10 protein-coding genes are annotated in these 12,417 nt (G+C 56.5%); 8 read left to right on the top strand and 2 right to left on the bottom strand.

All coding sequences use genetic code 11. From position 1 onward, the window contains the following. Positions 1–109: 109 nt before the first annotated feature. Together rapA and rluA are read left to right on the top strand one after the other, a co-directional pair. Positions 110–3,016, top strand: a complete 2,907-nt coding sequence (gene rapA, locus FHW04_RS07720) for an RNA polymerase-associated protein RapA (RefSeq protein WP_031375994.1) — start codon at positions 110–112, stop codon at positions 3,014–3,016. Positions 3,017–3,238: 222 nt separating this feature from the next. Further along, on the top strand, positions 3,239–3,892 hold the full coding sequence (gene rluA, locus FHW04_RS07715) for a bifunctional tRNA pseudouridine(32) synthase/23S rRNA pseudouridine(746) synthase RluA (RefSeq protein WP_069728440.1): 654 nt from the start codon (positions 3,239–3,241) through the stop codon (positions 3,890–3,892). Positions 3,893–3,954: 62 nt separating this feature from the next. Here the strand turns inward: rluA and djlA are convergent, their stop codons facing one another. Beyond that, the gene (djlA, locus tag FHW04_RS07710; RefSeq protein ID WP_069728441.1) at positions 3,955–4,764 is read right to left on the bottom strand and encodes a co-chaperone DjlA; all 810 of its coding nucleotides are present in this window, start codon (positions 4,762–4,764) and stop codon (positions 3,955–3,957) included. Between the two features lie 182 nt (positions 4,765–4,946). On the opposite strand from djlA, the gene lptD reads away from it, so the two are divergent. The 6 genes from lptD to apaH are packed head-to-tail and all read left to right on the top strand — an operon-like array spanning position 4,947 to position 11,759. Continuing rightward, positions 4,947–7,319: an LPS assembly protein LptD gene (gene lptD, locus FHW04_RS07705; RefSeq protein WP_089561371.1), complete on the top strand. Its 2,373-nt coding sequence runs from the start codon at positions 4,947–4,949 to the stop codon at positions 7,317–7,319. A 54-nt stretch (positions 7,320–7,373) separates the two neighbouring features. Further along, complete coding sequence (surA, locus tag FHW04_RS07700) at positions 7,374–8,669, top strand: peptidylprolyl isomerase SurA (protein ID WP_031375998.1); 1,296 nt, start codon at positions 7,374–7,376, stop codon at positions 8,667–8,669. Continuing rightward, positions 8,659–9,651 (top strand): 4-hydroxythreonine-4-phosphate dehydrogenase PdxA, encoded by a 993-nt coding sequence (pdxA, locus tag FHW04_RS07695; protein ID WP_031375999.1) that lies wholly within the window; start codon positions 8,659–8,661, stop codon positions 9,649–9,651. Before surA ends, pdxA begins: the two co-directional genes overlap by 11 nt. Beyond that, positions 9,644–10,465, top strand: coding sequence for a 16S rRNA (adenine(1518)-N(6)/adenine(1519)-N(6))-dimethyltransferase RsmA (rsmA, locus tag FHW04_RS07690; protein WP_031376000.1), 822 nt, complete (start codon positions 9,644–9,646; stop codon positions 10,463–10,465). Before pdxA ends, rsmA begins: the two co-directional genes overlap by 8 nt. A gap of 3 nt (positions 10,466–10,468) precedes the next feature. After that, complete coding sequence (apaG, locus tag FHW04_RS07685) at positions 10,469–10,846, top strand: Co2+/Mg2+ efflux protein ApaG (RefSeq protein WP_031376001.1); 378 nt, start codon at positions 10,469–10,471, stop codon at positions 10,844–10,846. Positions 10,847–10,901: 55 nt separating this feature from the next. After that, the gene (apaH, locus tag FHW04_RS07680; RefSeq protein WP_089561370.1) at positions 10,902–11,759 is read left to right on the top strand and encodes a bis(5'-nucleosyl)-tetraphosphatase (symmetrical) ApaH; all 858 of its coding nucleotides are present in this window, start codon (positions 10,902–10,904) and stop codon (positions 11,757–11,759) included. Between the two features lie 56 nt (positions 11,760–11,815). On the opposite strand, the gene folA is transcribed toward apaH, so the two are convergent. Continuing rightward, positions 11,816–12,298 (bottom strand): type 3 dihydrofolate reductase, encoded by a 483-nt coding sequence (folA, locus tag FHW04_RS07675; protein ID WP_031376003.1) that lies wholly within the window; start codon positions 12,296–12,298, stop codon positions 11,816–11,818. Positions 12,299–12,417 lie beyond the last annotated feature (119 nt).

The following is a 12,417-nucleotide window of genomic DNA, read 5'->3' as shown; positions in this document are numbered from 1 at the left end:
ACTCACCGCGCTAAGAGAGACTCTCCAGACCTTTTCGTTTGGATGAAATGCTATTGCCTGAGTATCCGGGAACACCTTCAAAAACGTTAAAAATTCGAGCTAAAAATATATGGTTTTTACATTAGGTCAGCGCTGGATTAGTGATACGGAAAGTGAACTGGGACTGGGCACGGTGGTGGCGGTCGATACCCGCATGATCACCCTGTTGTTCCCGGCCACCGGGGAAAACCGCCTCTACGCCCGCAACGATTCGCCTGTTACCCGCGTCATCTTCAATCCGGGTGACACCATCACCAGTCATGAAGGCTGGCAGATGCGCGTCGATGAAGTACGCAACGAAAATGACCTGATGACCTATATCGGCACGCGTCTTGATACCGATGAAAGCGACGTGATGCTGCGCGAAGTGATGCTCGACAGCAAGCTGGTCTTCAGCAAGCCGCAGGATCGCCTGTTTGCCGGCCAGCTCGACCGGATGGATCGTTTCGCCCTGCGTTTCCGCGCCCGCAAATACCAGAGTGAGCAATATCGTCTGCCGATCAGCGGCTTGCGCGGTATGCGCACCAACCTGATCCCGCATCAGCTGCATATCGCCCATGATGTGGGCCGTCGCCACGCGCCACGCGTGCTGCTGGCGGATGAAGTCGGTCTCGGGAAAACCATTGAAGCCGGGATGATCATTCAGCAGCAGCTGCTGGCCGGACGTGCCGACCGCGTGTTAATCGTGGTGCCGGAGACCCTGCAGCATCAGTGGCTGGTCGAGATGCTGCGCCGTTTCAACCTGCGTTTCGCGCTGTTTGATGACGATCGCTATACCGAAGCCCAGCACGACAGCGATAACCCGTTTGAAACCGAACAGTTAATTATCTGTTCACTCGACTTTGTGCGCCGTAACAAGCAGCGTCTTGAGCTGCTGGCCGATGCCGAGTGGGATCTGCTGGTGGTGGATGAAGCGCATCATCTGGCGTGGTCAGAAGGCCAGCCGAGCCGTGAATATCAGGTGATTGAACAGCTGGCGGAAAAAACCGCCGGGGTACTGCTGCTGACCGCGACCCCGGAACAGCTGGGCATGGAGAGTCACTTCGCCCGCCTGCGCCTGCTCGATCCTAACCGCTTCCACGACTTTGCCGCTTTTGTTGAAGAACAGCAGCATTTCCGCCCGATCGCCGATGCGGTGACCTCGCTGCTGGCTGACCAGCCAATCTCACAGGATGAGATGAACCGGATTAACGATCTGGTCGGCGAGCAGGACATTGAACCGCTGCTGCAGGTTGCTAACAGCGATCGCGACGGCAAGCAGGACGCGCGCCAGGAACTGATTTCAATGCTGATGGATCGCCACGGCACCAGCCGTGTGCTGTTCCGTAACACCCGTAACGGCGTCAAAGGCTTCCCGAAACGCGAACTGCACCAGATTCGTCTGCCGCTGCCGGCGCAGTATCAGACCGCAATTAAAGTCTCCGGCATTATGGGTGCCCGCAAAAGCGCAGAAGAACGCGCGCGTGACCTGCTCTATCCGGAACAGATTTATCAGGAATTTGAAGGCGACAGCGGCACTTGGTGGAACTTCGATCCGCGCGTGGAGTGGCTGATGGGTTATCTCACCAGCAACCGCAAAGAGAAAGTACTGGTGATCTGCGCCAAAGCCGCCACCGCACTCCAGCTGGAGCAGGTGCTGCGTGAGCGCGAAGGTATCCGGGCGGCGGTGTTCCATGAAGGTCTGTCGATCATTGAACGTGACCGTGCCGCCGCGTGGTTCGCCTCAGAAGAGAACGGCGCTCAGGTGCTGCTCTGCTCGGAGATTGGTTCTGAAGGCCGTAACTTCCAGTTTGCCAGCCGTCTGGTGATGTTTGATCTGCCGTTCAACCCGGATCTGCTGGAGCAGCGTATCGGGCGTCTTGATCGTATCGGTCAGGCGCACGATATCCAGATTCTGGTGCCGTGGCTGGAGAAGACCGCGCAGGCGGTGTTACTGCGCTGGTATCACGAAGGGCTGGATGCGTTTGAACATACCTGCCCGACCGGCCGGACCATTTATGACAGCGTGCATTCACAGCTGATCGACTATCTGGCCGCACCAGAAAACAGTGACGGCTTCGATGCCTTTATCACTGACTGCCGTAAGCAACACGATGCCCTGAAACTGCAGCTGGAACAGGGACGCGATCGCCTGCTGGAGCTGAACTCCAACGGCGGCGACGCTGCTCAGGCGCTGGCTAACGCCATCGGCGAGCAGGACAACGATACCGGTCTGGTGAACTTCGCGCTCAACCTGTTTGATATCGTCGGTATCAATCAGGAAGATCGCAGCGATAACCTGATCGTGCTGACGCCGTCCGATCACATGCTGGTGCCCGATTTTCCCGGCCTGCCGGAAGATGGCTGTACCATCACCTTTAACCGCGACCAGGCGCTGTCACGCGAAGATACCCAGTTCATTACCTGGGAACATCCGCTGATCCGTAACGGTCTCGATCTGATCCTGTCGGGCGACACCGGCAGCAGCGCTATCTCGCTGCTGAAGAACAAGGCGCTGCCGGTCGGTACGCTGCTGGTCGAACTGATCTACGTGGTCGAAGCGCAGGCACCGAAGCATCTGCAGTTGACCCGCTTCCTGCCGCCGACGCCCATTCGTCTGCTGCTGGACCGTAACGGCACTAACCTTGCGGGCAAGGTGGAGTTCGAAAGCTTTAACCGTCAGCTGAATGCCGTCAATCGTCACACCGGCAGCAAGCTGGTTAACGCGGTACAGCAGGATGTGCATGCCATTCTGACCCAGGGTGAAGAGAAAGTGGTCAGCGAAGCGCGCGCAGTGATTGATGCTGCCCGTGCCGAGGCGAACGAGAAGCTGGGGGCGGAACTGGCCCGTCTTGACGCGCTGAAAGCGGTTAATCCGAACATCCGTGAGGATGAAATTGAGGCGCTGGAAAGTAACCGTCAGCAGGTGCTGGAAAGTCTCGATCAGGCTAACTGGCGTCTCGACGCGCTGCGCCTGATTGTGGTGACTCACCAGTAAGCTCAGGGGCCGGGATGAATCTGGCCGCAACTGAGAAACTCAGGATGCAGGGAAAGGAAAGCGTCCCGCGCCATAAATGGTGCGGGCCGGGCCTGTCAGGGATGACAGCTTTTGCGTCTTTCCGATCTGCCCGTGTTTCCTGCGCTGGCACGCTATCACAGCTAATCGGGCCAGACTTTGTAAACAATCTCAGCCGCAGGCCCCTTATTTTTGGAAAGAACCATGGAACCCTACAATCCACCGCGTGAACCCTGGCTGCACATTCTCTATCAGGATGCGCACATCATGGTGGTTAACAAACCCAGCGGCCTGCTTTCGGTGCCCGGCCGGCTGGACGAACATAAAGATAGCGTGATGACACGCATCCAGCGTGATTATCCGCAGGCGGAATCGGTGCACCGGCTGGATATGGCCACCAGCGGCGTGATTGTGGTGGCGCTGAACAAAGCCGCAGAACGCGAGCTGAAACGCCAGTTTCGTGAGCGTGAACCCGCAAAGACCTATGTGGCCTGCGTCTGGGGCCATCCGGCCGCGGAGAAGGGAGTGGTTGATTTGCCGCTGATTTGTGACTGGCCAAACCGTCCAAAGCAAAAAGTCTGCTTCGAGACCGGCAAAGCCGCGCAGACCGAATATCAGGTGCTGGAGTACCGGGCTGATAACAGCGCACGCGTATCGCTCAAACCGATTACCGGCCGTTCACACCAGCTGCGGGTACACATGCTGGCGCTGGGCCATCCGATTCTGGGCGACAATTTTTATGCTCATCCTGAGGCTAAAGCGATGGCGCCGCGCCTGTTGCTGCACGCCGAGTCACTGACGATTACCCATCCCGCATTCGGTAACGCCATGACCTTCCGTCAGCCCGCCGACTTTTAATCTCAATCTGACCTTGCGCCCGTGACGTCTGCCCCAGGGCAAAACGTCACGGTAACCTGGATTTATTTAAAGCCTTTTTCTTTGCGGATCAGGTCATAAGCGGCCTGAATTTCCTGCGCTTTCTGCTTGGCCATCTCCATCATCTCCGGCGGCAGGCCTTTCGCCACCAGCTTATCCGGATGGTGTTCACTCATCAATTTACGGTAAGCGCGTTTGATGGTGGTGGCGTCATCGCTGCTCTTCACGCCCAGCACGCTACAGGCATCTTCCAGCGTCGGTCCGCGTTGCGCCTGCTGGAAACCGCCCGCAGAACGCTGGCCGCCGCCAAATTGCTGACCGCCTTCCATCATCCGCAGGAACTGATCGAACTGACCGCGTGAAATTCCCAGCTCTTCCGCAATCACATACAGCACCTGGCGCTCATTAGGATGCAGCGAACCGTCCGCGAAGGCGGCCTGAATCTGAATCTCAAGGAACATCCGAATCAGGTCAAAGCGGCCGAAACAGGCGCTACGCAATTCACGCAGTTTGCTGCGCAGCGGATAATCGGCCTGTTTACCCTCACGAAACGCCCGCTGAGCAGCGGTACGTGACTCCCCGTGCAGCTGCATCCGCTCCATTAACAGCGAGGCAATCTGGATATCCGCTTCGGTGACGCGCCCTTTTGACTTGGTCAGATGGCCCATCACCTGAAAGGTGGTGCTGAAAAACAGCGTCTGTCGGGTTTGATTATTTGAGAAGTAAGCCTTGCCTTGTGCGCCGCGAACTTTGTCAATCATATGGCCAATGATCAAACCGATCACAATACCCCAAAAGCCTGCGCCGGAAAGTAAACCCAGTGCCAGACCCACAACTTTTCCCCAGTAGCGCATAAACTCCTCAATTCGCCATGCTTGCGGCTGAAAATTGCATTATCATACCTGTCATTTATCTCAGCGCCTAACGGCAACGCGGACAGAAAAGGATTAACACTGGCACAACGCCGGGCAGTAAGTTAGTCTCTGACCCGATTGTCGGCATGATGCCAGTTTTCATGGAATTCTCGATACCGCGTATGAAAAAACATATACCTACCCTGCTGGCCACTCTGATCGGCTCAGCCATTAGCCAGCAAGCCTTTGCCGACGATTTAATGTCGCAGTGTATGTTAGGCGTGCCGAGTTATAACCGCCCGCTGGTCAGTGGCGACACTAACCAGCTGCCGGTGACCATTCACTCCGACGCCGCAAAAGGGAATTACCCTAACGATGCGGTCTTCACCGGCAATGTGAATATTGAACAGGGCAACAGCCGGATGCAGGCTGATGAAGTACAACTTCATCAGCGTCAGCAGGAGGGCCAGACTACGCCGGTGCGTACCGTCGATGCCCTCGGTAATGTGCACTACGACGACAATCAGGTCATCCTGAAAGGTCCGAAAGCCTGGTCAAACCTCAACAGCAAAGATACCAACGTCTGGAATGGCGACTACCAGATGGTGGATCGTCAGGGACGCGGTAACGCCGACCAGATGAAGCTGCGCGGCAACAACCGCTACACCATTCTGGAAAACGGCAGCTTTACTTCCTGCCTGCCGGGCTCGAACAGCTGGAGCGTGGTGGGATCGGAAGTGATCCAGGATCGGGAAGAAGAAGTGGCGGAAATCTGGAATGCCCGCTTCAAACTCGGTTCGGTACCGGTGTTCTATAGCCCCTATCTGCAGTTACCGATCGGCGATCGTCGTCGCTCTGGTTTCCTGATCCCGAATGCAAAATATGGCAGCAACAACGGCTTTGAGTTCATGCTGCCTTATTACTGGAACATTGCGCCTCAGGCCGATGCCACCATTACGCCGCACTACATGAGCAAGCGCGGCATGCAGTTCGAAAACGAATTCCGTTATCTGACGGTGGCAGGCGCGGGCCTGGTCGAATTCGACTATCTGGCATCGGACAAACAGTACGATAACGACAAAGCGGTGCGTGGCATCGCCGACGACGACAGTTCTGACCGCTGGTTATTTTACTGGCGTCATGCCGGGGTTTATGACAAAAACTGGCGCTTCAGCGCGGATTACACCAAGGTCAGCGATAAGTACTACTTCAACGATCTCGACTCGAAGTATTACAGTTCGACCAACAACTACGCTACGCAGAAATTCAGCATTGGCTACGCAGAGTCCAACTGGGACGCCACGCTCTCCACCAAAGACTTCCAGGTGTTTGGCGACACCACCAGCAACGTCTACCGTGCAATGCCGCAGCTGGACCTGAATTTCTATCAGAACGATATTGGTCCGTTTGACGGCCGTATCTATGCTCAGGCAGTGAAATTTACTAACGTCAGCAATCGCTATCCTGAAGCGACCCGTTTGCATGTTGAACCGACGCTCAACCTGCCGCTCTCCAATGGCTGGGCCAGCCTGGATACCGAAGCGAAGCTGCTGGCGACCCATTATCAGCAGACGAACGTCGATTTTTATAACAACCCCGCTAACCGATTACGCGGCAACCAAAGTGGCGCGCTTGATGAGTCTGTAAACCGCACCCTGCCGCAATTTAAAGTCGATGGCCGGATGGTGTTTGACCGCGACATGAGTTCGGCGGCGGGCTATACCCAGACGCTGGAACCGCGGGTGCAGTATCTCTATATCCCGTATCGCGATCAGAGCAACATCTATCCGTACGACTCGACCCAGCTGCAAACCGACTACACCGGCCTGTTCCGCGACCGCACCTATAGTGGTCTGGATCGCATCGCCTCGGCCAATGAAGTGGCCACCGGTGTGACCTCACGTATTTATGATACCGATCTGGTTGAACGTTTTAACGTTTCCGTGGGTCAAATCTACTCGTTTACCCCTTCGCGCACTGGCGTTAATCAGACCAGTGAAGAAGATGATACCGGCAGCCTGATCTGGGCTGGCGATACATACTGGAAAGTAAGCGATCGTTGGGGCGTTCGGGGTGGGATTCAGTATGATACCAAACTCGATAACGTCTCCCAGGGAAATGCCGTCCTGGAATACCGTCGTGACGCCGATCGTATGGTGCAGCTGAGCTATCGCTACAGCAGCCCGGAATACGTGGCGACTGCGCTGAACAATAGCGGATTGGTGGATAACCCCATCTATAAAAATGGGATTTCTCAGGTCGGCACCACGGCCAGCTGGCCGATCGCGGATGCATGGTCTGTGGTAGGGGCTTACTACTATGATACCCGCAACACGCGTCCGGCATCGCAACTGGTTGGTCTGCAATACAGCTCATGCTGTTACGCGATTCGCCTGGGCTACGAGCGCAAAATTAACGGTTGGGAAAACAACGACAGTAAGTATGACAACCAAATCTCATTCAACATTGAGCTGCGTGGTCTGAGTTCCAACTATGGCTTAGGCACCAACCAAATGCTGCGTCAGGGCATCATTCCTTACCAGCGCGCTTTCTGATGTTGTGATGTTTGACAGGCAATCCCGCAGTGCGGAACCAACAATGGATAAAGTATGAAGAACTGGAGAATGCTGATTCTTGGTGTGGCGATGAGTGCCAACACCGCGTTCGCAGCACCACAAGTGGTTGATAAAGTTGCAGCCGTGGTCAATAACGGCGTGGTTCTTGAGAGCGACGTGGACGGTATGATGAGCACCGTCAAATCTCAGGCCCAGCAGGCAGGTCAGCAGTTGCCAGATGACAAAACGTTGCGCCACCAGATTCTGGAACGTCAGATCATGGACAACATCATTCTGCAGATGGGCGAAAAAGCGGGTGTTGAGATCAGCGATCAGCAGCTGGATCAGGCCATTCAGAACATCGCTGCGCAGAACCACATGAGCCTTGATCAGCTGCGTAGCCGCCTGGCGTACGACGGCATGAACTACAGCACTTATCGCTCGCAGATCCGTAAAGAGATGCTGATTGCGGAAGTGCGTAACAACGAAGTGCGCCGTCGCGTCACCATCCTGCCGCAGGAAGTGGATACGCTGTCAACGCAGATCGCCTCCCAGAATAGCCAGGGTACCGAGCTGAACGTCAGCCATATCCTGCTGCCGCTGCCAGAGAACCCGACGCAGCAGCAGGTCGATGAGCAGGAAACCCTGGCCAAACAGCTGGTGGGTGAACTGAAAAACGGCGCAGACTTCGGCAAAATGGCGGTCACCTACTCGGCTGACTCACAGGCGCTGAAAGGCGGCAACATGGGCTGGGGCAAAATCGAAGAGTTACCTACCCTGTTTGCGCAGGCACTGGCAACCGCGAAAAAAGGCGACATCGTCGGTCCGGTTCGCTCCGGTGTCGGCTTCCACATTCTGAAGGTGAACGATCTGCGCGGTGAGAGCAAAAACGTCTCGGTCACCGAAGTGCATGCCCGTCACATCCTGCTGAAGCCGTCGCCAATTATGACTGATAACCAGGCACGTGCGCAGTTAGAGCAGATTGCTGCCGATATCCGCAGCGGGAAAACCACCTTCGCCGCCGCCGCCAAACAGTACTCTGACGATCCCGGCTCAGCTAACCAGGGCGGCGATCTCGGCTGGACCTCTCCGGAAGCCTTTGATCCGGCGTTCCGTGATGCGCTGCTGCGCCTGCAAAAAGGCCAGACCAGCCAGCCGGTTCACTCCTCTTTCGGCTGGCATTTAATCCAGCTGCTGGATACCCGTCAGGTGGATAAAACCGATGCGGCCCAGAAAGAGCGTGCCTATCGCATGTTGTTCAACCGTAAGTTTGCTGAAGAAGCGCAGACCTGGATGCAGGAACAACGCGCCAGCGCCTACGTGAAGATTCTGGATAACAATGCAAAGTAATGCCCGAGTGGTGATCACGCCCGGCGAACCCGCCGGGATTGGTCCCGATCTGACGGTGCAACTGGCCCAGCAGGACTGGCCAGTTGAACTGGTGGTGTGCGCCTCGCCGGCGCTACTGCAGCAGCGTGCAGCGCAGCTTGGCCTACCGCTGACGCTGCGGACTTACCAGCCTGGCGTAGCGGCACAGCCGCAGCAGGCCGGCACGCTGACCATCCTGCCGGTCGATACCGCACAGCCGGTTACACCAGGCGAACTCTGCGTGGCCAACAGCGATTATGTGCTGACCACGCTGGCGCGCGCCTGTGACGGTTGTCTGAGCGGTGAGTTTGCCGCCCTGATTACCGGCCCGGTGCATAAAGGCGTGATCAACGATGCCGGTATCGCCTTCACCGGTCATACCGAGTTCTTCGCCGATCGCGCAGGCGGCCATCGGGTCGTGATGATGCTGGCAACCGAAGCGCTGCGGGTGGCGCTGGCCACCACCCATTTGCCGCTGAAAGAGGTCTCTGCCGCGGTGACGCGCGAGTGCCTGCATGAAGTCATCACCATTTTGCATCACGATTTGCAGCAAAAATTCGCCATTGCCGAGCCGCATATTTACGTTTGCGGTCTTAATCCGCATGCGGGCGAAAGCGGCCACATGGGTCGGGAAGAGATCGACGTTATCATCCCGGCGCTGAATGAACTGCGTCAGCAGGGTATTCAGTTAACCGGCCCGCTACCGGCGGATACGCTGTTCCAGCCCAAATATCTGCAACATGCGGATGCGGTGCTGGCGATGTATCACGATCAGGGCCTGCCGGTGCTAAAATTTCAGGGGTTTGGCCGGGCGGTAAATATCACCCTTGGCCTGCCCTTTATCCGGACTTCAGTTGACCACGGTACCGCGCTTGAACTCGCCGGACTGGGTCAGGCTGAGCCGGGCAGCTTCATCACGGCGCTTAACCTCGCCATCACTATGATCAAGAGCAGTAATGAATAATCGCGTCCATCAGGGGCACTACGCCCGTAAACGTTTCGGGCAGAACTTCCTGAACGATCAGTACATTATCGACAGCATTGTCTCCGCAATCCACCCGCAGCGCGATGAAGCGCTGGTGGAGATCGGTCCTGGCCTGGGTGCCTTAACCGAGCCGGTGGGCGAACGCCTCGACAGCTTAACGGTGGTGGAACTGGACCGCGATCTCGCTGCGCGCCTGCAAACCCATCCGTTCCTCGGACCAAAGCTGACCATTTTCCAGCAGGATGCCATGACCTTCGACTTCGCCGCGCTGGCGCAGGAAAGAGGCCAGCCGCTGCGCGTATTTGGCAACCTGCCGTACAACATTTCGACCCCGCTGATGTTTCATCTTTTCAGCTATACTGGTTCGATCAAAGACATGCACTTCATGCTGCAAAAAGAAGTGGTCAACCGTCTGGTCGCCGGTCCGGGTAGCAAAGCCTACGGCCGTCTGACGGTGATGGCGCAATATTACTGTCAGGTGATTCCGGTGCTGGAAGTTCCTCCGCACTCGTTCACGCCGCCGCCGAAAGTTGATTCTGCCGTGGTACGCCTGGTGCCGTTTGCCGAGCCGCCACATCCGGTCAGCGACGTGCGTATCCTGAGCCGCGTGACCACTGAAGCATTTGGTCAGCGTCGTAAAACGCTGCGCAATAGCCTGAGTCACATGGTGACCGCCGGTGCGCTGGAAGAGTTGTCGATTGATCCAACCCTGCGGGCTGAAAACGTTTCGGTCGCGCAATATTGTCAGCTGGCAAACTGGCTGGCGAACCATCTGGGAAAATCGCAGGAGTAAGTGATGAGTGAAACGGCCCGCGTCTCGGTTCATGTGCAAAGCCAGTACGTCGCCTCGCAATCCTCACCGGATGACGAGCGTTACGTCTTCGCCTATACCATTACCATTCGCAACCTCGGCCGTTCACCGGTGCAACTGCTGGGACGCTACTGGCTGATTACCAATGGTAACGGCCGGGAAACCGAAGTTCAGGGCGAAGGCGTGGTCGGCGAACAGCCGCATATCGCAGCCGGCAATGAATTTCAGTACACCAGCGGTGCAGTGATTGAAACCCCGATGGGCACCATGCAGGGACACTATGTGATGATCGACGAACAGGGTGAAACCTTTCAGGTCGAAATCCCGGTTTTCCGCCTCGCAATTCAAACTCACATTCATTGATTTGCACGCCTGTTGCCCGCTTCGTCGGGCAAATTTTCATACTGGATAAAAGTCTATGAGCACATACCTGATTGGCGACGTTCACGGGTGCTACGACGAATTACGTGCGCTGCTGCAGCAGGTCGATTTCAATCCTCAGCAGGATACTCTGTGGCTGACCGGCGACCTGGTGGCGCGCGGCCCGGGTTCGCTTGAGGTGCTGCGCTACGTGAAATCACTGGGCGATGCGGTGCGACTGGTGCTGGGCAATCACGATCTGCATCTGCTGGCGGTCTACGCAGGTATCAGCCGTAACAAGCCTAAAGATCGCCTGACGCCACTGCTGGAAGCGGACGATGCGGATGAGCTGATCAACTGGCTGCGGCGTCAGCCGCTGTTACAGGTCGATGAAGAGCACAAGCTGGTGATGGGCCATGCCGGTATTACGCCGCAGTGGGATATCGAAACCGCGAAAAAGTGTGCGCGTGAAGTCGAAGCAGTGCTCGCCAGTGACAGCTATCCGCTGTTCCTGGATGCGATGTATGGCGATATGCCGAACAACTGGAGCGAAGACCTTACCGGGCTGGCCCGCCTGCGCTTCAGCACCAACGCCCTCACCCGGATGCGCTACTGCTTCCCGAATGGTCAGCTGGATATGATCTGCAAGGATGCGCCGGAGTCGGCACTGCCGCCGTTAAAGCCGTGGTTCAACATCGAAGGACCGGTGGCGCGTGACTATACCATTGTGTTCGGTCACTGGGCCTCGCTGGAAGGCAAAGGCACGCCAGAAGGAATTATTGGCCTGGATACCGGCTGCTGCTGGGGTGGTACGCTGACCCTGCTGCACTGGGAAAGCCAGCGCTACTATGTGCAGCCTTCCAATCGCCAGCAACCGTTGCCGGATGAGGTTATCACTCAGCAATCCGCCGGCTGACCCGACAAACAAAAACGCCCTGCAATATGCAGGGCGTTTTTTTATTGCGATCGGGCTTAACGGCGGCGATCGAGGATCTCAAAACAGTAGCTGTGTGAGTTCTGTGCATCAGCGTCATGAAATTCGCTGAAGGTCGACTGCCACTCGTCTGGCTCGTAGTCCGGGAACTGAGTATCACCCTCCACTTCTGCATCAATGTGGGTCAGATAGAGACGGTCGGCACGCGGCAGCATCTGCTCATAAATCCGACCACCACCAATCACCATAACCTCTTCAGCATCACCGGCGGCCTGCAACGCCGCATCCAGCGAGGTGACCCAGGTGACGCCTTCGGCGCTACCCGGCTTGCTGCTGACCACGATGTTCAGCCGGCCCGGCAGCGGACGACCAATAGATTCAAAGGTCAGCCGGCCCATAATCACCGGCTTTTTCAGCGTATTGCGCTTAAACCACGCCAAATCTGCAGGCAGGTCCCACGGCATGGCGTTCTCCATACCAATAATGCGATCTGCTGCTAATGCCGCGATAAGACTAATCATGTTAACCACTCACTGGAAAAAATTGGCGCCATCATACGTAAAGGCGAAACTTTCGTCGATAGCGAGAAAGGTCTATTTGAGTAAAGCTTTTTTGCCACCGCTTTTTTGCGCTGAGGCAG

The organism is Pantoea sp. AN62 (assembly GCF_050432985.1).
Lineage (GTDB): Bacteria > Pseudomonadota > Gammaproteobacteria > Enterobacterales > Enterobacteriaceae > Pantoea > Pantoea brenneri.
This window is presented reverse-complemented; position numbering and strand designations above follow the sequence as displayed.